This window comes from Marinomonas phaeophyticola, from assembly GCF_026966905.1.
GTDB classification, from domain to species: Bacteria; Pseudomonadota; Gammaproteobacteria; order Pseudomonadales; family Marinomonadaceae; genus Marinomonas; species Marinomonas phaeophyticola.
In genome coordinates this window covers 1-21,575 of sequence record NZ_JAPUBN010000017.1, presented here as the reverse complement: position 1 = coordinate 21,575, position 21,575 = coordinate 1, and the positions used below count along the sequence as shown (strand labels likewise).

Genomic DNA, 21,575 nt, shown 5'->3' with positions numbered 1-21,575 from the left:
TTGTCTTTGCTGTATTCAATAAGTGTGATGGCTATGAATTGTTGTTATCGTTATAATTTACTGTTATTGATATGGATTATTTAGGGCTAGCGGCTTCAATTTGAGCTTTTACCTTTTCTATAAACTCAGGCATATTTGCCTGACGGTCGGTTTCTACTTGTTGAGTAATGTCCAATTGGCTAATGGAATCGTGCCACGGTTTCATTCCTGGTATCTCTGCCTGTACATCCCATTCCAGTTGGCTAGCGCCAAAAGTGTTCACTATGGTATTGACGTAATATACGTAGATGTCCGCCATGGTAAACTGCTCTCCTGCAATCCAAGGTGAAAATTGACATAAGCGGTTTAAAGCGGTAATGCCTCGGGCTAATACTTGACGTACTTCCGTTTTAAGCGATTTAGGGATGTCCGTGCCTGAAAAGACATAAGGTATAAATCGTCTGCATGGCAACTCAAAATAGAGCTCAGCTATTTTCATGATTTGACGAACAACAGCGCGTTCGCTTGTATTTTCTGGATATAACGACGTTGTAGGGTAAGTCTCTTCGATGAAATCACAAATAACACTCGATTCAGAAAGAGAAAAGCCTTCCGCGGTTGTAATTGCAGGTACTTTCCCTACTGGACTTATGGCTAGTAATTCTTCACTGCCACTGTAAATTAGGTTTTCTCTAAAGGGCAGGTTTTTGTAAAGAAGTACATGCTTTACTAAGTTGTAATAGTTACTAGAGGCAAAACCGTGCAAAGTAATCATAAATCTGTTTTCCATTATTAAGGTGAAACTGGATTTTAATTATTGTAAAAGGTAATCAAAACCCCTGTATTTCACATCCGACAATCAGTTTGCCGTTGTGAGGGTTAAGTTAAACTCATTATTACTTGTTTTAATTGCATTATATATAAGGGAAAATGCGAATCACTTTTGCTTATAAAGCAATAGTATGTCAATGATGTTTCATCCTTTTTGCAGAGGGTGTTCGATAGAACGATCATTTAATGGGGAAATGACTTGGATCAACTGCGTGCAATACGGTATTTCATTAAGGTTGTCGAAACAGGCAGTTTTACCAAAGCGGCTAGGGTATTTAATGTACCTCCTTCATCTTTGTCGAGAAGGGTGGCGGATTTAGAGAAAAATCTAGGCGCTACCTTGCTAAAGCGATCGACTCGAATAGTAAAGCTAACCGAAGTGGGGCAAATTTATTATAAGGATGTTCAGCAAATATTGAGTCAACTAGAACGAAGCCATGAAACAGTACGCAGTTATCAGACAACACCAATGGGCCGTTTACGCATTAGTTCAATGGTTGGGTTTGGTGACAGAATATTGCTGCCCTTATTAGATGAGTTCAGCGCTTTATATCCTGAAATTGTATTAGATGTCAGTTTAAGTGATGAGTTATCTACGCTAGGGCGTGACGATGTTGACATTGCTATTCGAGGGGGATATGCCCCAAATGAACGCGTGTTAGCGATAAAGCTTATGGACAATGGCTTTATCCCAGTAGCGTCACCAAGTTATTTAGCAAAATACGGCAGACCTAACAGCGCTCTTGAGTTAAAACAGCACAAGGGTCTTTATTTTAAAATGCCAACCGGACCAACGCCTTGGTTATGTAATATGAATGGTCAATGGCATGATGTCTCTGGTCCAGCCGTAGCGATTTCAAATAACGGATCATGGCTGGCGAGAAAAGCCTGTAACGGTGAAGGCATCTTAATGTCAACTCGATGGGCACTCGCATCTTTGCTTGAATCAGGACAGTTGCAAGAACTGAAGTTTGAGCATGAATTGGCGATCACTCAACATTCTGATATGGCTGTTTATTTGTTGTACCAAAAACAGCGTTACCTGGTGCCAAAAGTCAAAGCGGCGGTAGACTTTTTAGTCGCAAAAATAAAATGAAAATTGAAATAAGCTAGTGTATAGATTGAATTCCTTATTTATTATTTTATTTCAAAAACCTACGTTAATTTTGTACCGTATTTTTACAGAATGTGTTATGGCTAGGATGTGTCTTTGCTTTGACTCCAGAATTGAAAAATAATAGCTTTACTGTGGTCTGATTTTATAACAATACGGTAATCAGAATGGCTACTGAATACAGCGCAAGCTCGTGTCTAAAGGGTAGGGGAATTTGCTTAGACATTTGATGGATATGACGCATTTTATGGCTTGCATGTGTTAATTGAGGTAATCTACGCAAAAATAGCCTATTGCACGAGTCATTCATGAGTTTTTCAGCACTTCAGTTACATCCAACTTTATTAGAAACCCTTACCTCTTTAGGCTATGGAACGCCGACCCTTATTCAAAAACAAGCTATTCCGTTGATTCTAGAGGGGCGTGATGTGGTTGCTGCGGCTCAAACGGGGACGGGTAAAACGGCGGCTTTTTGTTTACCTTTGCTAAATGCCTTATGCAAAGGAAAGCGTGGTCCTGCTCATTCTGTTCGTTGTTTAATCTTGGCTCCAACCCGCGAGCTTGCTGCACAAATAGGTGACAGTGTACGTACCTACAGTAAAGGGCTAAATTTACGTAGCCAGACCGTTTATGGTGGCGTTCAGGTTTATCCACAGGTAAATGGCTTAAAGCGCGGTGCCGATATTTTAGTGGCAACTCCTGGTCGTTTAATGGATTTAGTGCAACATGAAGCCGTGAATTTTACCCATTTAGAGTCCTTAGTCTTAGATGAAGCGGATCGAATGTTGGATTTAGGTTTTGAAAAGTCATTGAATGAGTTACTGACACTGATTCCTAAAAGTCGACAGACGCTTATGTTTTCAGCCACTTATTCAGATCACATCCGTAAGCTTGCGAAGTTGTGGCTCTCTAACCCTGCTGAAGTGGCCGTCAATAAGCGTAATCAAGTCGCTCGAACCGTTCGTCATCAGCTGTATCCAGTTGATAAAGCTCGTAAGGGTGAACTGTTAGCCGAGTTGTTGGGCCGTCAGCATTGGGAGCAGGCGCTTATTTTTGCTCGTACGAAACGTGGGGCGGATGAGGTTACCGAAATACTGCAGTCCCAAGGGTTTAATGCCGGAGCGATCCATGGAGATAAATCGCAGCCTGTTCGTCTTAGTACGTTAGATAAGTTTAAGTCTGGAAAGTTGTCTTATTTGGTGGCTACAGATATTGCTGCACGAGGTTTGGATATTCAAAACCTTCCTGTGGTGATTAACTTAGATCTGCCTCATGTAGCAGAAGATTATATCCATCGAATAGGTCGTACTGGTAGGGCAGGTCAAGAGGGTCGAGCCGTTTCTTTAGTTTGTGCAGATGAATTTGAATCGTTACAAGCCATCGAAGCATTACTGAAAACACGTATTAGCCGTAAAGAAATTCTTGGTTTTGAGCCCGATCATAGGGTGCCAGATTCGCATCCGAGATCACAAAAAAAGGCTGTTAAATCAGCAAAGCCTAATAAGTCAAAAAAACAGCTACCTACACCGGACGTTACTGAAGGGCCAGGATTAAGAACCAGTCCATTTGCTAAACATCCATTTAGTAAATAATTTTTATACATAATGGAATGAGAAAGTGAGTTTATATGGGTGGGAATATTAAATTGCGCTATTGTTAGTATCGAGTATGTTTTGTTGGTGGTCATTCTTGCTGTTTAATTGATTGTCTACATATTTACTCTTATTGTTTTGAATTATAAAATATTGGCGATTCAGTCTCTTTACAAATGTAAACATCTATCTAGGAGGATAAGTATGTCAGATAAAGTTGATCTTAAAGTGGCGTCAAAAGAATCGGTTGCCTTTGAATTGGCTCAGGATATAGCGATTAAAGAGAAGCTTCATGAAGACCCAGCTCTTTACCGAAAAAGATTTTTAGATTTATATGTCGAGTGCTTGAATGCGACTACAGGGTTTAGATCAAAGTAATTGACCTTTCTAATAGTAATAAAGCTCCATGATAATGACTTTCGATTCACTGGAGCTTGAATTGATTTAGCTGTGATTTTGAGGGTTTTGGTCATAAATATAGGGTATAGTTTTATTCTATCTATACCCTATAGTATTAAAATAAAAAACCAAAATGGCTTATATTCATGGTATCTGAAAATCTTCTTTCTCAAGCGTTGAACCCATCAAAATGCATTGAAGAAAAATTTCGTATTATCGGGTTCAAAGTGATTTTCATTCTAGCCGTTTTAATTGCGGCCGTTGTGTTCATAAGTTCACCGAGTAACATCTTTATTGCTATAATTTTTCCTGCGGCTTGGTTCACATTATCCTCATTGGCATTATATAAACCGTCTTCAAGCCAACTTTTAGCAAGAGTATGGGTAATATTTACTGTTCCTTTGGTGCCTTTTTTGGTGCTTTCTAATGGGATTATACCCGCAACGTTAGTATCATTAGGTGCAATTCTTCCTGCCTTATTGGTCGGTGGTTTGTGGCGAGTTGTTGCGGCTTTGACTTTGGCTTTTTCAACCTTGTTGGTTCCTTTTTCGGAATTGTCATATGACTCGGCAGTTTGGGTAAGGCTGTGTATTGCTAATATAACGATTACCGTAGTGATTTTAATTATTTTAAATATTTTAGAAAAGACACTGATAATCAGTTTAGAAAATACAACAGCGTTAGAAACAGCGCTCGAAGGTCAGCGTCGAGCAAGCAATGCCCAGTCATTATTTTTAGCGACTATGTCTCATGAAATACGAACACCGATGAATGGGATGTTAGGACTATTAGATGCGGTTCTTGAAGATGAACTTCCAAAAAAACAGCGTATACATCTTGAAAAAGTCCAACGCTCCAGTTATCTCCTACAAAATATCTTGAACGGAATTCTCGATTATTCAAAGCTGAATGCAGGAAAGCTCATATTTGAAGCTGTGCCTGTCAGTGTTCGACAGTTGATATCGGATACTGAGTCTATTTTTCAAATACCAGCAAAAAATAAAGCTATTAGTTTAACCTATTATATTGATCCCCAGCTTGCTGACGCTCATTTAGGTGACCCCACCCGTATTGCTCAAATACTAAATAACCTATTAAGTAATGCGATCAAGTTTACTCATAAGGGGAGTGTTAGCTTGTCTTTGAGTGTAATCAGTACGTCAAATGATTCTCAACAGTTAACGTTTTGCGTTCGTGATACAGGGATTGGGGTATCAGATGAAGAAAAAACACGAATTTTTTCACCCTTTATGCAGGCGAATCAATCGACCAAACGGAACTTTGATGGTACTGGTCTAGGTTTACAAATTGTAAAGAGTCTTGTTGAACAAATGCAAGGAGCCGTTTGGGTTGAAAGTCAGGAAAAGGTTGGAAGTCAATTTTATGTCACGCTAACATTACCTCTAACATCAGATTTACCGGTTAATATCGATCAGAATTCACTCCGTCGGAACCAACGATTTATGGGTAAGGTATTGGTTGTTGAGGATAACGAGATAAATCGATTTGTTGCCCAGGAATTACTTAAGACGCTTGTTGATGATGTGTCATACGCTAAAGATGGACAAGAAGCGGTGGAGCTTGTAAAAAAAGAAACATTCGATCTTATTTTTATGGACCTGAATATGCCTAATATGGACGGGTTTGAAGCCACTCAACTCATACGAAAAGAAAATAAAGTAATACCTATTGTTGCCCTTACGGCTGCTGTGCTAGCAGATGAAGTTGAAAAAGCATTGTGGTCTGGTATGAATGGGCATTTAGCTAAACCGATCGATAGAGATAAGTTGTTTCACGTTTTGGCTCGTTACCTTCTGACTGAAGGGAAGAATTAGAGCTCAACTCAAGGATGAGTCATTTTATAAAAAGTAGCTCTAAACTCATGGCAGTTCTTGCTTCTATTTTCTGCCGTGGGATAAGAGTGTTGAAGTGCTGTCTTGTTCCATTTTGCAAGTTTATACATCACTTTTGCACTCGATATGACCTTATTTTTTGATCCAAAAAACACTCGTAATCGTAAGTTAGTCAATAACCTAGGTGACTAGGTATGTATTATGTCTTTAAGTTTAGGGTTTTATTTATTTCTTTTCAAAATTAAGAGGTAAATGCCTTATACTAGTTTAAATTTCAGTTTCAGAATAAGGTATTTATGACCAGCTCTTCAGCACCAAAATTTGGCGTTTTAATGGTAAATTTGGGAACACCTGATGCGCCAGAACCCACTGCGGTTAGGCGCTATTTAAAAGAATTTTTATCCGATCGACGAGTTGTCGACTTGAATCCTATTTTATGGAAACCAATTCTAAATTTAGTAATTCTAAATATTCGCCCTCCTAGAGTCGCTAAGGCTTATAAATCCGTATGGATGGAAGAAGGCTCACCTTTGTTTGTTCTTGGAGAGAGATTACGTAATAACATTTCATTATCGTTAAATGTGAATTCTCAGACTAATATTCCAATCGTACATGCCATGACTTATGGAAACCCTTCTATCCTTGAAGGGGCTAATCAATTAAGAAAAGCCAAGGCTAATAAAATTTTAGTACTGCCTATGTATCCGCAATTTTCAGCAACGACAACGGCGGCGGTTTATGACAAGTTAATGGCTGGCTTGAAAAAATGCCCTAGCTGGCCAGACTTAATGTTGATAAAAGACTATGCGGATCATCCTTTATATATTCAAGGGTTGGTTGAATCCATTAGAAAACAATGGGATGAGCAAGGTGAAAGGCGGCACTTAGTTTTATCATATCATGGTATTCCTAAGCGTTACGCTGATAATGGCGACCCTTACCCAAAGCGTTGTTTGCTCACAAGTAGGCTAGTGGCTGAGGCTCTAGGCTTAGACGAAAGTGAGTGGTCTCATGTTTATCAGTCAAGATTCGGACGAGAAGAATGGTTGCAACCTTATGCGGATGTAACGCTTCGCTCTTTTCCAGCGAATGGCATTAAACGGATCAATATTATCAGTCCCGCTTTCTCTGTCGATTGCTTGGAAACATTAGAAGAAGTAACGTTTGAGCTAGGAGATGAATTTAAAGCATGCGGTGGTGAAGCCTACAATTATATTCCAGCGTTAAATGACTCGGATGCTCAAGTCGCTTTGTATTGCGACTTAATTAAACAGAATAGTAAACAGTGGGAATGCTAGGTATGAAAGAAATTGATTTAAAGAATATTAAAACCATAGCGTTCGATGCAGACGATACTTTATGGCGTAACGAAGAAATTTTTATGGCAGCACAAGACGATTTTATACGCTTGTTGTTAGATTATCATGATGAAAATTACATTAGATCACATTTACTTGGTATTCAAACCCGCAACCTGACAACTTACGGTTATGGCATCAAAGGGCTTACCCTTTCTATGATTGAAACGGCTATTGAATTAACGGAAGGACGCATTCTTGGCCGAGAAATTCATGAAATCATTCGCTTATCCAAATCCATGGTGGCAGAACCTATCGAGTTGCTACCAAATATCGAAAACGTTTTAAAGAGCATTCACGGGAAATATCAGTTAATGGTGATCACTAAGGGGGATCTATTAGACCAAGAGAGTAAATTGTCTCGATCAGGTTTAGTTCCATACTTTGATTACATCGAAGTAGTGAGCGATAAAACACCACAATCTTATTCGGATATTTTAGATCGATATCAGATTGATAAATCAGAGTTTCTTATGGTGGGGAACTCCTTGAAGTCTGATATATTGCCAATACTGGATATTGGTTCAAACGCGATACATATACCGTATTTGTTTACTTGGGAGCACGAGCAAGTAAAAGAAGATACATTGAAGGAGTATGCTCATATTTCTACACTAGGAGAGGTCAAAGAGTTACTTTCCTTTATTTAATATATTTAGTTTTTTATAAGGTAATGACGTGATGAAAACTGTAAAGATACTTTTATTAGTGGGTACCACTTCCTTAGCGGTTAATTCTGCTCATGCAAACGAAACCGTTGATAAAGCCACAGAGTCCGTGAGTAATTTTTTTACTGAAGTGAAAGAAACGACAATAGAGACAACAGGGAAAGTCGTTGATAAAAGTACGGAAATTGGACGTGAAGCCGGTAAAAGGGCTAAAGAATCAGGTGAAATTCTATGGGATAAGACAAAAAACGCAGGTAAAAAAACCTCTGATTTTATCGGCAAAGGGATTGATAAAATCTCGGGTGATAAATGTGAATTAGAGACTGAAAGCTGCGTGAAAAAGACTGATTAGGTTATTCGGGGCATTCGTTCATGGTTGATTTCAAGCAAAACTTGCCGACAATTCCTGGAACCTGGGAAGATGAGTTTATCCAGCAAAAAGATGTTAAAGTAGTATCGCCCTATGTTCGTTATAAATGCCCCAAGTGCCAAAATGGATTAGTAAAAAGAACAGGAAAAAGTGGCGTTTTTTGGGGGTGCAGTCACTACCCTAAATGTGATTACTCAGCGAATGATGTTGCTGGAAAGCCTGTACGACCTATTCGATATCTCTGTCCTTTATGCCAATCACCGTTAAAAAAGCTCAAAACCAAAACAACCGTATTTTGGGGGTGCTCTAATTATCCAGACTGCTCATTGACGCTTGAAAATAAAGACGGGAAACCCATTGAAGGAAAAAAATACCCGTGCCGTATATGTGGTCATTTTCTTGTTCGGAAGATGGGCAAGAGTGGACATTTTTGGGGCTGTATTGATTTTCCAAAATGTCGTCATACCCTTAATGATGACAATGGCAGCCCAGTTTTAAGAAAGTGATAGCGGGGAAATGCTTTTTCACACCTATTTGTTGAACAGCTTGCAAGTTAATAAAATAGCTGAAATTTCAATGAAAAACAAAAGTTTAAGCGATACTAGGCAGTTTTTTCCTTATAACCTTCTTTTTAGGTCTAATGATCGTTAAAATGATCAGAACACAATTTTTTAGGTAGTTATATGGTTTTTTCAGACGCAGAGTATGATCATGTTATCTTACTGGCTCATGGTAGTACCGATCCTTTATGGAAAACACCTTTTGAAATGATATTTGAAAGAATCGTTTCAGAATCCAGTCGAGACAAATGCAGTTTGGCTTATATGGAATTATCCGAGCCATCATTAGCGCATGTGATAAATGAACTAGATGAGTCTGTTCGTACTGTAGCGGTTTTGCCTTTGTTTTTTTCTGTTGGTCGTCATTTACGGCATGATGTCCCCGCAATGATAAATGCAATGAATAAAAACCATCTTAAAATAGAATTATTGCCTCCTATCGGTGATGACGAAAGAATTAGAGCGTCAATGGTAAGTATTGTGAAAAACCATTTGGGTGAGCCTGAATGATAAATACGGCGGATTCAGATCTATCTTTAAGGAAGTCTACCAATGCTATTTAAGTATTTACCTGATGAAATTTTTCAGGCATTAGCTGGCTCGAATAAACAGCTGATTGAGCGCGTGCTAATTGATTTAGCGGAAGTTTTTTATGACCACGCTGAAGATCCAATTAAAGATAAGTCCACAATAGTTGAGTCAATTGAAGATAGCTTGCATAAAATGGATATGTTGAGCTGGCAAGAAGATAATAAAGATGCGTTTGACTCTCCTAAGACGATTCATGAATATGCTTTAAGAATATATCACCGATTAGTAAATACCGGTTGGTTAGTTGAAGAGCAGGAGCTTTATTACATCAGTGTTTTGATGTCTCCTCAGATTTCAATGTTACTAAAGGCGTTAGTTGAAATTAGTCGGCATGGGAAACGTAATTACGGCGCAACGGTTTTAAGTATTCTTAGCAATTTGGAATCTGTAACGAATTCTCCTCTAGAAAGAGGAGTGACGCTAAATCAATCGGCTGAAGCCTGTCGTGATTTCTCGGCTCATTTAAACCAAATTCTTCTTGGTATACGTAGCCTACAACGAGAGTTGTTTGCAAGTAAGGACCCAAAAGCCATTGTTTCAGGCTTCTTTGACTTATTTGTGGATGGGATTTTAATTGCGGATTATAAAACCTTAAAAACCAGTAACAACCCATTTCGGTTTCGCCGGAAAATTCTTGAATTAACACAATCCTTTTTATCTGATCAAGAAGTGTTTAAACGTATCTGTCAGTGTTATGCAGATCAACAAGTGATTTCATTTTCAGCCGCCGAGTCGCTTGTTGAAAGTGATTGTCTTACGATCATTCAAACCTTTAGTAATATTGAGCAAAGGTTAGAACGTATAGATGAATACCGTTATCGGCTTGAAAAACGTGCGGCTGATACGGCGCGCTACATGGACAGTTCAAGACCTGGGATGGCGAATAAAATTGCTGGTATCATTACTGATGCTGCAGCGAAGTCACAATTACCCATGCTTAAAAGCGTTATTGGTTGTCGCATTGTTGGTATGGAATCGGCGGCGGCACCATTAAAGAAACGTGAACCACCATTACCCCGTATTATAACGCCTGCTAGCGTTTCTCAAAATGCAATCGCGGTAAGGGATTCGAATCGTCGTTTTCATGAAGCAAGGCAGGTTACCGTTGCTAAGCTTCAAGGCTATGCTCAACGACAATTGGGAGAGAACAAAGAGAAGCATATTTTGGACTTTACCATCGAAAGTGTCGAAGATTTTGTCTGTTTTGATCATCTTAGGTATGTTGGGTCACTTGGCATCAATGCAAAGCAAATAGAAGAAGAATTTGACGTTATTTTTACTGATAAATATGTAGATGTTCATGAATTCATTGAATGTCGTGAATTTGTGGTCAGTCGCAGGAGTAAAACATGCTAAAAGAATTAAAAAAAGTTGCAGAAGAATCCGGTAAAGATGTAAAAGATTTTCAACATACCGCAAATTTTCTTTTAGCGAACCAATTTGCTAGTGCCTATAAGCATGGTCAGCGCAAACACTATTTATTAGTTGAATCTTATCAAGATTATTTTAGTCATTTGTTTGAAGCACTTGGAATGAAGCTTTATGTGAATGAAAACGAACGGTTGAGTGGATTATTGCCTATCGAAAGGGAAGCTTTTTTGCGTTTAAAGACGGATGAAACGTTATTCTTGCTTGTATTAAGACAATTGTATGAAGAGAAAATTGAAAACTTTGAGGTAGATAACGGATTTGTTTCCACACATACAAATGCGATTCTTGAACGCTTTGTACAGTTAGTTAAGCGTGACGTACCTAATGAAACTCGGTTTAAAGATATTTTAACCTTATTAAGTCGTCATGGCGTTATTATTCGTGGTAAGCCATTTGATGAAGATGTAAAAAATATCATGATCAATATTACTCCTGTAGTACGTTTGATCGTAACTGAGGCGTATCTGCGTCAACTTGAGTCCTTCACTGTATCAGATGATGTAGATGAAGAGGATATGATATCCAGCGATATGGATTCTGATGTGACAACAGCCAGCGAATAATTAGGTATCTAAATGAAAAAATTAAATAGAATTGTTTTGGTTAATTGGTATTTGCTGGGTGCTGAAGAAATTAATATTCGCGGAAATACGGCTATTATTGGACCAACGGGTTCTGGTAAGTCTTCTTTATTGGATGCGATACAAACAGTATTGACTGGTGCGAGTAAAAGACACCTTAATTATAATGCGAGTGCCAATGATGGTAAGGCAAGTGGACGGAGTATTCGATCCTATATACTCGGCATGATTGATGCTGGCCAAGCAAATGCTAAATCATTCGGTCCCCAACCTCGCCCTGATGCGATAAGTTATCTTGGTTTGGTGTTTGAGGATTCTAATACTGGTAATGAAAGTACGGTTGGTATTTGTTTATCTGCATCGTTGGCTTCTCCAGAGGAAGATATACTAGGTCGTTTTGTGCTACCTAATTATGGCGTGGGTAAAAAAGATTTTATTGATGCTTTAGAAGGGCGTAGCTTTAAAGCTAAGCCTTGGCTAGAAGTAAGAGAAAAACTGAAAAAAGTTGTATTGATCCTTATATTAAATCCGGTAGCGCGTCTGCTACTCAGTATATAAATCGCTACTTAGAAGAATTAAGTCCAAATAGTGACAGATTGATTACGTTAGACAGCTTTTTAAAGAACTTTAAAAACGCTTTGAAATTTGTACCAATTGCGTCACCTACGAGATTTGTGCAAGATTTCGTATTAGCAGAAGCGCCTCTGCAAGTGGGGGCCTACCAAAAATCTTTGTTAGAATATCGCCAGCTTGAATCGAAAACTCAAGAAGTCGCAAAGCGTATTGATGATCTAAATTTAATTGTTATAGATTGTGAAAAAAAGCGGCAACAAGAACAGAATGTTATCAATTATCAATGGATAGCAACAGAAGCTAGATTTGATGAACTTGGCGCTAAGCAAGATGAAATACAAGATCAGTTCGAGATGCAGCAAGAGCGTGAAGATGAAATTCAGCAGGAATTGCAAACTCAAAATGAGTTGTATAAACAGTTGCAAAGCCAATTATTGCGTTTAGAGCAACAGTTTGAGAATTCAGATATTGGTTTCAAATTGCAGCAGCTTGAACAAAGTAAAAGTTTACTTACTCGACAAATTCAACAAGAAGGCAAGTCACTGCAACAAACAAAACAATTAATGGAACTCTTGTCGACTTTACCTTCTTTTGAAGATTTGCTTTCCACTCAATTAAACAATATTGCTAATAAATGTTTGCCTTATAGAAATGTACTACAAAGTGACTTTAGTGTAGAAGGAAGCCTCACTGCTTTTGAGTCACTTTTACTAAATTTAAATACGGCTCTTGATGAAGAAAAAGTAGACTCTTTCAAAGACGCACAGAAATCAATCGTACTATTCTTAATTTAAAAGATGAATGTAAACAACTTGAATCTGACGTTTCGTCTCTTAAGGGAGGAAGTAGCCCTCTATCACAAAATACTAAGCGTTTGATTGCGCTACTTAAGCAGTCAGGTATTCAAGCAACGCCTTTAAGTCATTTGGCTGAAGTTACTGATCTAAAGTGGCAAGATGCAATTGAAGGTTATCTAGGTCAACAGCGTGAAGCCTTAATAGTCGATCCAGATGATGCCGAGCAAGCAATCAAAATTTTCAGAACCCATCGTAAGCAGCTAATGGGCTGTCGTGTGATTGATACAAGTCAGACAAGATTGTGGTTAAGCCGTGGAGACCGTCACTCCGTATTACAGTATATTCATTGTAATGATGATCATGCTCAAGCTTACTTAAACCGACGTTTAGGCAGTATTAAACCCGTTGAGACCGAGAGACAGTTGTTGCGTGAAGAAAGTGCTATGACATCTGATGGGATGTTAAAACTCGCGGGGACTATCTCTACTATTCGATCCGTACCACATATGATGGTCGGTATTAATACAGATGGTATGCGTCAGCAAAGAGAGGGGCAGTTAAATACGCTTACTCATGAGTTAATGCAACACCTTAAAAATGATCAACGTTTGGAGCAAGCGGATCAGTTATTAGGACGTCTACTAGCCAATAATCAGTTTGAGGAAGGAAGCTTATCAAACTCTCAATCCATCCTGGTTAAAGCAGCAGAAGAAATTGCCCAGATAGATGTAGAAATCATGTCATTGCAACAACGCGATGATACGGCTATACAAGAAAAAATTGACTCATTAAAAGAACGATTGTCAAAAGTCGAGCTCGAACAGAAAAAGCTTGATAGAGAAAGACAACTTATATCCGAGCAATACGGTAGCTTAAACACTCAAAAAAGCCAATTAGGGAGTGCTTTAAGTGCATTAGACGAAGAGCGTTCTCGACTCACAAGTCATCCATTTTATAATGCTGAATATTCGAGTGAGCGCTATGCTTTATTAGAATCTAGTATGGTAAATGGTGGGGCTATTTATAAAGAAGCGATGAGCCGTTCAGAAAAAGCTAATGAAAAAGCGCGAAGCTTCGATCAAAAAGTTCGCAAAGAAGTGGCTGATTATTATGCTCGCTTCCATCAGGCTGATTTAGATGATGATATTCAGTTGGATTATTTAGAGTCCAAATTTGAAGAGTTTGAGCAATATGTCAATCATCAAATTACCGTATTGTCCGAAACTGAGTTGGCAAAATATGCGAAAAGAGCGGAACTAGCTCGTAGAGAAGCGGAAGAAACATTCAGAAGTGATTATGTATCTAAGTTAAAAGACTCACTGGATCAAGTTGCTCATATTATTAGAGAGCTGAATGGCAGTTTGAAAAGACGCCCTTTTAATCAGGAAGTCTATCAGTTTCGCTATTATCCAAATGGGGATATGAAAGATATTTTAAATTTGGTTGAAGAGTTTAGTAAACAAGATCAAGCGAATGTTGGGGGGCTGTTTGACCCAGCATTAACCCAAGATGGTGGTCATATTGTGGCTATTACTGCGATTCAGGAGCTGATTACAAATGATGATAAGCAACAAGATTTGGCCGATTATAGGAAATTTTATAATTTTGAAGTCGATATTCTTGATGCGGACGGAAATAAAAAAACAACCTTGAGTCAACGTATTCAAACTGGTTCTGGTGGTGAGCACCAAATTCCTTTTTATCTTGCTATTGCTGCGGCTTTATCAACAACGTATCGACTTCAAGAAACCCTGGAAGGTAAGGTTGAAGGTGGCTTCTCTTTAGCCATGTTCGATGAAGCCTTTAATAAAATTGATATGGCTAAAACATCGACTTGTATGGGATTTATGAAAGATATTGGTTTGCAAGTCATTGCCGCTGCCCCAGATGACAAACGAGCGGTAATGGCCGCTAATATGGAAACAATAATTAGTGTATGGCGTGAAGGCGGTGCCGTATCTATTGATGTGGCCTACCCACAAATTAAGGGAAAAGAGTTATTGGCTGGTGATAGTGTTAATGCAGAAGAAAATGTCTCTAATATTGATACTACTGAGGAGTGATAATGACGGCTAACACAATTAAGAACGAAATTTTAACGGCTTTAAATAATGCGTTAAATTATGATTCGATTGCTTTAGATAATGAAAGTTATAAGCATAATGTTCCAGAGGGCAGTGAGTCTCATTTTAAATTGTTATTAGTAAGTGAAATTTTTGAGGGCAAGAGGTTAGTTCAAAGGCATCAGCTTATTTATAAAGCACTATCTGATGTTATGCCAAAATTCCATGCTCTTGCGATGCATCTCCATACTCCAGAGGAATGGGCATTAAAGAAAGAAACGGTGCCGGATTCACCTAATTGCCATGGGGGCGAATAGGCACGAGCCTGTCGTTAACTTATGAGTATATCGGTGAAAAAAACGAATCTGAATCTAGCGTATTAATTCATATTCAAGGAAGTTTTGACTTTTCTTTATTTAATGATTTTAGGGAGTCCTATATTAACTTAGGAAATGACTACAAATTATATAAAATCAATTTAGAGAGTGTTGAGTATTTAGACAGTGCGGCCTTGGGAATGTTGCTCAGTATGCGCAGTTCCTTAGCTGATGATTGCCAAATTGAATTGTGTGGAGCGAATGATTTTATTAGAAATATATTGAGAATTTCTCGCTTTGATAAATTGTTTGAAATTAGGTAAAGAGGCATGAAGCTATTAATTATTGATAGTCAGCCTGTTTATCAAGAGATCGTCAGTTGGTGCGCTGAAACAAAAGGGCTGACGAGTTATGTTGCGTCAAATTTTGCTGCGGGTTGGGATGCATTTCAGAAGTTAGAGCCTAGCATTGTGGTCATTGATAGTATTATTAATGGCGGCTCAGCGTTTAAATTGGTTGAGATGATTAAAGTCGCTGCTGGTGAGCGTTTTTGCCCGGTTATTTTTCTAAGCTCAAATCTTGATGATTTCACGATGAACCATTGCTTTAGGGCTGGAGGCGATGACTTTATTCCTAAACCTTTTAATGAAGTGTTATTTAATACTCGCTTAAGTACACACGTAAAACATGTATTGGTTGTTGAAGAGCTTTATAAAAAAAATCACGATTTAATGTTTTATCATAAAAAAACAGAAATTGAGCACAAAATGGCGAAGCAAGTGCTTAATCATGCTCAAAGACATAATGATGGCGATGATGGCAATCTACAGGTTACTCGCTTGTCTGCAACATCGTTTAATGGCGATATTGCATTAGTAAAGAAAAGATCTGATGGAGCTAAGTTGATTTTTATTGGAGATTTCACTGGGCATGGACTCGCTGCTTCGATTGGTGCACTGCCTGTCACTCAAGTTTTTTTTGACGCTGTTGAAAAAATGTTACCAATAGAAAATATTTTAAGTGAAATCAATCGTGTCTTATATGGGGTGCTCCCTGTTCATATGTTCTGTGCAGCCTATTTATTAGTTATTTCCCCTAATGGAGAAGTTCATTACTGGGGAGGTGGAATGCCTGATGGATTTGTAACCAATGGAAAGAATGTTCGCCGTTTTTCCTCTAACCACTTGCCGCTAGGTGTATTGTCAGCAACAAAGTTTGAAAATGACATTAGTACGTTTAATGTAGGAGAGAAGGATATCCTGTTAATTGCAACGGATGGTGCGAATGAGTTAAAGAACAAAGAAGGTGTCATGTTAGGAGATGCTCATTTAGAGCGCTTTTTCATCGAGAGTGTCAGTGAGTCGGAAAGTATGTCTAAAGTGCATGAATCTTTGATCAGGAAAATAGTAACTTATCAAGATGACCAAGTTCAGCAAGACGACATTACATTAATGTTATATCAAAGGTAAACTTTTCTGATTATTTGGTGTCTATACTACATCCCAAACTTATTGGGGCTAATTAGCTAATCAGGAATTGAGAAATGCTTAAACAACACATTAATTTGAAAAATATCCTAACTGCTTTTATTATTTTTGTCTTTGTTCAGTCTTTATTTTTTAAATTCACGGACTCATTTGAGACTCAGTATATATTTGGTATTTTAGGTGAGTGGTCAGGTCTTAATTGGTTTGGAGTCTACGGTGGTTATTTGGTAGGTATTTCTGAACTGATTGTCTCACTAATTTTAGTGACTCGTTATAACCCACTAGGAGCTTTAATGGCTGTTGGTGTAATGACTGGCGCCATTTTTTTTCATCTTGCAACGCCTCTGGGCATTATTCAGCCAGCATTTAATGAATCGGGTGACATTATTGGGAATGACTCTGGAACATTATTTGTGATGGCGTGCTTTGTCTGGTTAAGCGCAGTGATATTAACAGTTAAAGATATGCAATCTGAATCGAGTGTGTTGCGTTTACTGGTTTCAAAAGTAATGTAACGGACCCAGCTGCGAGATATTAATTAGAGCGGGCATTGTTAAAACGGTGCCGAGCTTGCTCTATATAATAGCGCATCCCATTTTTTACCTTGACTACCAAGGACTTAAAAAGTCTGTTTCTGTTTTGATTCTCATTCAGTATGATAAAGATCATTTTTCATTAAATGTTGCTATAAAATCGGTCTTTAGCTTTCCATATTGCTCTGCATCTTTTAACATCTGCATGTAATTAATAGGGGAGCTTAGGAGAAACAATGACCATAATTCGCGGTGACGATCTGACAACAAGCGTGGCAGACGCTTTGCAATTTATTTCTTATTACCATCCAATTGATTTTGTTGATGCTGTACATGAAGCCTATAAGCGTGAAGAAAGCCAAGCGGCAAAAGACTCGATGGCTCAAATACTTATTAACTCAAAAATGTGTGCCGAAGGTAAGCGTCCTCTTTGTCAAGATACTGGTATTGTTACTGTTTTCTTAAAAGTAGGAATGAATGTGCAGTGGGATACAGATTTAAGTGTGTCCGAACTCGTAAATGAAGGTGTACGTAAGGCTTATTTATTACCTGATAATGTCCTACGTGCTTCTATTTTATCAGACCCTGCTGGCGCCAGAAAAAACACCAAAGATAACACGCCAGCCGTTATTCATATGGAAATTGTTCCAGGTGATAAGCTAGAAGTGCATGTAGCAGCGAAAGGTGGCGGTTCGGAAAATAAATCGAAATTAGCTATGTTGAATCCATCAGATAGTATTGTTGAATGGGTTAAGAAAACCGTACCAACTATGGGGGCAGGTTGGTGTCCTCCAGGTATGTTAGGTATTGGCATCGGTGGCACGGCCGAGAAAGCTATGGTTATGGCCAAAGAGTCCTTAATGGAACCGATTGATATTCATGAATTAAAAACGCGTGGACCTCAAAACCGGTTAGAAGAGCTACGCTTAGAAATCTTTGAAGCGGTTAATAATCTAGGGATTGGTGCGCAAGGCTTAGGTGGTCTAACAACCGTACTTGATGTGAAAATTATGGATTACCCAACTCATGCTGCGTCACTGCCTGTTGCTATGATTCCAAATTGTGCTGCGACACGTCATGCTCATTTTATGTTGGATGGCAGTGGTCCTGCAGATTTAGTTCCTCCATCGTTGGATGATTGGCCAGATATTGCTTGGGAAGTGGGTGATAGTGTTCGTCGTGTTAATTTAAACGAAATTAAGCCTGAAGACGTTAAATCTTGGAAACCAGGTGAAACTATTTTACTGAATGGTAAAATGCTTACAGGTCGAGATGCTGCCCACAAAAAAATGGTAGAAATGCTAAAAAATGGTGAGAAATTACCTGTAGATTTAGCTGGTCGATTTATTTATTACGTTGGACCTGTTGATCCAGTGAGAGATGAAGCGGTTGGCCCCGCTGGCCCGACAACCTCAACTAGAATGGATAAGTTTACTCATACTATGCTTGCAGAAACAGGTCTGTTAGGAATGATTGGTAAAGCCGAGCGTGGTCCAACAGCGATTGAAGCGATTAAAGAGTTTGGTGCTGTTTATTTAATGGCTGTAGGTGGTGCTGCATATTTAGTATCAAAGGCTATTCAAAAGGCAGAAGTGGTTGCGTTTCCAGAGTTAGGTATGGAAGCTATTTATGAATTTGATGTAGTTGATATGCCTGTTACTGTAGCCGTAGATAGTCAAGGTACTTCTGTTCATATCACTGGGCCAGCGGAATGGAAAGCTAAGATTGAAGCTCAAATACTAGAGATTAAATAAACCTGATCATTAATGGTTGTTATAAAGGGCGCTCCGGCGCCTTTTTTGGCTTTTATAAGGTGGATTAGGTCGAATTTAGTACAAATATTACAAATTTATTATAGTCTTGAGGTTTTTTTATGAAAATTTCAAAAAAAGGTTGCACTAAATCTGTAGATCCTTAATATACGCCCTCGCTGACACGGACAACCACTCAGAACAACGAGTAAGCGTCCAACAAGAAAAACAACACGGTTTGTTCTTCTTGTCTTATTTTAGTTAGCACGCTCTTTAAAATAGTTAATCAGATAATTTGTGTGGGCGCTCGCTGGAGACTTCGAAAATATTTTGAAGTCTTACGAGAGTCCAAACACTTTCAATTCGTTCTTGTTTGTTTGATTTGTCAAACAAACATGTAAGTTTAGTTAGAGTTAAATTTGAGTAAGCACGCTGATTTATCAGCAAAAGATCTTAAACTGAAGAGTTTGATCATGGCTCAGATTGAACGCTGGCGGCAGGCTTAACACATGCAAGTCGAGCGGAAACGATGTAGCTTGCTACAGGCGTCGAGCGGCGGACGGGTGAGTAACGCGTAGGAATCTGCCTAGTAGTGGGGGACAACATGTGGAAACGCATGCTAATACCGCATAATCCCTACGGGGGAAAGGAGGGGATCTTCGGACCTTTCGCTATTAGATGAGCCTGCGTGAGATTAGCTAGTTGGTAGGGTAAAGGCCTACCAAGGCGACGATCTCTAGCTGGTCTGAGAGGATGACCAGCCACACTGGGACTGAGACACGGCCCAGACTCCTACGGGAGGCAGCAGTGGGGAATATTGGACAATGGGCGCAAGCCTGATCCAGCCATGCCGCGTGTGTGAAGAAGGCCTTAGGGTTGTAAAGCACTTTCAGAGGGGAGGAAAGGTAATTGATTAATACTCGATTGCTGTGACGTTACCCTCAGAAGAAGCACCGGCTAACTCTGTGCCAGCAGCCGCGGTAATACAGAGGGTGCAAGCGTTAATCGGAATTACTGGGCGTAAAGCGCGCGTAGGTGGTTTGTTAAGTCGGATGTGAAAGCCCAGGGCTCAACCTTGGAATGGCACCCGATACTGGCAGGCTAGAGTACGATAGAGGAGTGTGGAATTTCCTGTGTAGCGGTGAAATGCGTAGATATAGGAAGGAACATCAGTGGCGAAGGCGACACTCTGGATTGATACTGACACTGAGGTGCGAAAGCGTGGGGAGCAAACAGGATTAGATACCCTGGTAGTCCACGCCGTAAACGATGTCTACTAGCCGTTGGGTTGTAATGACTTAGTGGCGAAGCTAACGCGATAAGTAGACCGCCTGGGGAGTACGGCCGCAAGGTTAAAACTCAAATGAATTGACGGGGGCCCGCACAAGCGGTGGAGCATGTGGTTTAATTCGACGCAACGCGAAGAACCTTACCTACTCTTGACATCCAGTGAATCCGAAAGAGATTTTGGAGTGCCTTCGGGAACACTGAGACAGGTGCTGCATGGCTGTCGTCAGCTCGTGTTGTGAAATGTTGGGTTAAGTCCCGTAACGAGCGCAACCCTTATCCTTATTTGCCAGCACTTCGGGTGGGAACTTTAAGGAGACTGCCGGTGACAAACCGGAGGAAGGTGGGGACGACGTCAAGTCATCATGGCCCTTACGAGTAGGGCTACACACGTGCTACAATGGCGCATACAGAGGGCTGCGAACTAGCGATAGTAAGCGAATCCCACAAAGTGCGTCGTAGTCCGGATTGGAGTCTGCAACTCGACTCCATGAAGTCGGAATCGCTAGTAATCGTGAATCAGAATGTCACGGTGAATACGTTCCCGGGCCTTGTACACACCGCCCGTCACACCATGGGAGTTGATTGCTCCAGAAGTAGCTAGCTTAACCTTTCGAGGAGGGCGGTTACCACGGAGTGGTCAATGACTGGGGTGAAGTCGTAACAAGGTAGCCCTAGGGGAACCTGGGGCTGGATCACCTCCTTAAACGATACGAAGCTCTGGTGAGCGTTCACACAAATTATCTGATGACTACTTTATAGCAGCAATTGTTCTAGGATAGAGTCCTAAGCAAGGGGTTGATGAAAGCGATTATGTGATGACCAGTCATCATAATGTTCGCGTTATTCATGAATGTCTGACTTAGTGCTTTGCACTAAACTTGCTCTTTAACAATGTGACTTTTTGAAATAGACGATAATCAAGCGTCAAACCGGTGGAAAGCATCTTTCTCTTTATTGAGAATAACCTGGATGACTTTCTAAATCGTAAAATCCAGTGATGACACAAAAGCATCGTTGGTATGTGATCTGAGTGTTGTTTTGATACTGACTTTTCTTTTAGAAAAGTGAGGGATTAAAAAACTACTTTGGGTTATATGGTCAAGTGACCAAGCGTGCACGGTGGATGCCTTGGCAGTCAGAGGCGATGAAGGACGTGGTAATCTGCGATAAGGTTCGGGGAGTTGATAAACAAACTTTGATCCGAACATTTCCGAATGGGGAAACCCACCCGCTTGCGGGTATCATTAAGTGAATACATAGCTTAATGAGGCGAACTCGGGGAACTGAAACATCTAAGTACCCGAAGGAAAAGAAATCAACCGAGATTCCCTAAGTAGCGGCGAGCGAAAGGGGATTAGCCCTTAAGTTGATTTGGTGTTAGTAGAACAAGCTGGAAAGCTTGGCCGTAGAGAGTGAAAGCCTCGTATACGAAAACAC

General features: G+C 39.6%; 18 protein-coding genes, 2 rRNA genes and 1 pseudogene. 20 read left to right on the top strand and 1 reads right to left on the bottom strand.

Going from position 1 to position 21,575, the window contains the following annotated elements; all coding sequences use genetic code 11:
- Positions 1–76: 76 nt before the first annotated feature.
- Positions 77–754, bottom strand: a complete 678-nt coding sequence (locus tag O1D97_RS11325; protein WP_269125667.1) for a glutathione S-transferase family protein — start codon at positions 752–754, stop codon at positions 77–79.
- A gap of 255 nt (positions 755–1,009) precedes the next feature.
- On the opposite strand from O1D97_RS11325, the gene O1D97_RS11320 reads away from it, so the two are divergent.
- The 20 genes and pseudogenes from O1D97_RS11320 to O1D97_RS11220 form a co-directional block, all read left to right on the top strand.
- Entirely contained in the window at positions 1,010–1,906 is an 897-nt protein-coding gene (locus O1D97_RS11320; protein ID WP_269125666.1) for a LysR family transcriptional regulator, read from the top strand.
- 326 nt (positions 1,907–2,232) lie between these two features.
- Positions 2,233–3,516 (top strand): DEAD/DEAH box helicase, encoded by a 1,284-nt coding sequence (locus tag O1D97_RS11315; RefSeq protein ID WP_269125664.1) that lies wholly within the window; start codon positions 2,233–2,235, stop codon positions 3,514–3,516.
- A 204-nt stretch (positions 3,517–3,720) separates the two neighbouring features.
- A complete protein-coding gene (locus O1D97_RS11310; RefSeq protein ID WP_269125662.1) occupies positions 3,721–3,894 on the top strand; it encodes a hypothetical protein in 174 nt (57 codons plus the stop codon).
- A gap of 167 nt (positions 3,895–4,061) precedes the next feature.
- The gene (locus tag O1D97_RS11305; protein ID WP_269125660.1) at positions 4,062–5,750 is read left to right on the top strand and encodes an ATP-binding protein; all 1,689 of its coding nucleotides are present in this window, start codon (positions 4,062–4,064) and stop codon (positions 5,748–5,750) included.
- Between the two features lie 314 nt (positions 5,751–6,064).
- A complete protein-coding gene (gene hemH / locus O1D97_RS11300; protein ID WP_269125658.1) occupies positions 6,065–7,066 on the top strand; it encodes a ferrochelatase in 1,002 nt (333 codons plus the stop codon).
- A 2-nt stretch (positions 7,067–7,068) separates the two neighbouring features.
- Positions 7,069–7,776, top strand: coding sequence for an HAD family hydrolase (locus tag O1D97_RS11295; RefSeq protein WP_269125656.1), 708 nt, complete (start codon positions 7,069–7,071; stop codon positions 7,774–7,776).
- A gap of 31 nt (positions 7,777–7,807) precedes the next feature.
- On the top strand, positions 7,808–8,146 hold the full coding sequence (locus tag O1D97_RS11290) for a hypothetical protein (protein WP_269125654.1): 339 nt from the start codon (positions 7,808–7,810) through the stop codon (positions 8,144–8,146).
- 20 nt (positions 8,147–8,166) lie between these two features.
- Positions 8,167–8,670: a DNA topoisomerase family protein gene (locus O1D97_RS11285; RefSeq protein WP_269125652.1), complete on the top strand. Its 504-nt coding sequence runs from the start codon at positions 8,167–8,169 to the stop codon at positions 8,668–8,670.
- 177 nt (positions 8,671–8,847) lie between these two features.
- On the top strand, positions 8,848–9,234 hold the full coding sequence (locus tag O1D97_RS11280) for a sirohydrochlorin chelatase (protein WP_269125650.1): 387 nt from the start codon (positions 8,848–8,850) through the stop codon (positions 9,232–9,234).
- Between the two features lie 42 nt (positions 9,235–9,276).
- The gene (locus tag O1D97_RS11275; protein WP_269125648.1) at positions 9,277–10,671 is read left to right on the top strand and encodes a Wadjet anti-phage system protein JetA family protein; all 1,395 of its coding nucleotides are present in this window, start codon (positions 9,277–9,279) and stop codon (positions 10,669–10,671) included.
- Positions 10,665–11,309: a DUF4194 domain-containing protein gene (locus O1D97_RS11270; protein ID WP_269125646.1), complete on the top strand. Its 645-nt coding sequence runs from the start codon at positions 10,665–10,667 to the stop codon at positions 11,307–11,309. The genes O1D97_RS11275 and O1D97_RS11270 overlap by 7 nt, the downstream gene beginning before the upstream one ends.
- A gap of 12 nt (positions 11,310–11,321) precedes the next feature.
- Positions 11,322–11,885 (top strand): ATP-binding protein, encoded by a 564-nt coding sequence (locus O1D97_RS11265; RefSeq protein WP_269125644.1) that lies wholly within the window; start codon positions 11,322–11,324, stop codon positions 11,883–11,885.
- A 731-nt stretch (positions 11,886–12,616) separates the two neighbouring features.
- Positions 12,617–14,760 (top strand): annotated as a pseudogene (locus O1D97_RS11255) (SbcC/MukB-like Walker B domain-containing protein); the annotation flags it as partial.
- Positions 14,761–14,762: 2 nt separating this feature from the next.
- Entirely contained in the window at positions 14,763–15,077 is a 315-nt protein-coding gene (locus O1D97_RS11250; RefSeq protein WP_269125638.1) for a BolA family protein, read from the top strand.
- Positions 15,059–15,400 carry an STAS domain-containing protein gene (locus tag O1D97_RS11245; protein WP_269125636.1) on the top strand — a complete coding sequence of 114 codons (342 nt, stop codon included), beginning with the start codon at positions 15,059–15,061 and terminating at the stop codon, positions 15,398–15,400. The genes O1D97_RS11250 and O1D97_RS11245 overlap by 19 nt, the downstream gene beginning before the upstream one ends.
- A 6-nt stretch (positions 15,401–15,406) precedes the next feature.
- Entirely contained in the window at positions 15,407–16,546 is a 1,140-nt protein-coding gene (locus tag O1D97_RS11240; protein ID WP_269125635.1) for a fused response regulator/phosphatase, read from the top strand.
- Positions 16,547–16,620: 74 nt separating this feature from the next.
- A complete protein-coding gene (locus tag O1D97_RS11235; RefSeq protein WP_269125633.1) occupies positions 16,621–17,079 on the top strand; it encodes a hypothetical protein in 459 nt (152 codons plus the stop codon).
- Between the two features lie 254 nt (positions 17,080–17,333).
- Positions 17,334–18,851 (top strand): fumarate hydratase, encoded by a 1,518-nt coding sequence (locus O1D97_RS11230; RefSeq protein WP_269125631.1) that lies wholly within the window; start codon positions 17,334–17,336, stop codon positions 18,849–18,851.
- Between the two features lie 452 nt (positions 18,852–19,303).
- Positions 19,304–20,841, top strand: a 16S ribosomal RNA gene (locus O1D97_RS11225).
- A 393-nt stretch (positions 20,842–21,234) separates the two neighbouring features.
- Positions 21,235–21,575, top strand: a 23S ribosomal RNA gene (locus tag O1D97_RS11220); the annotation flags it as partial.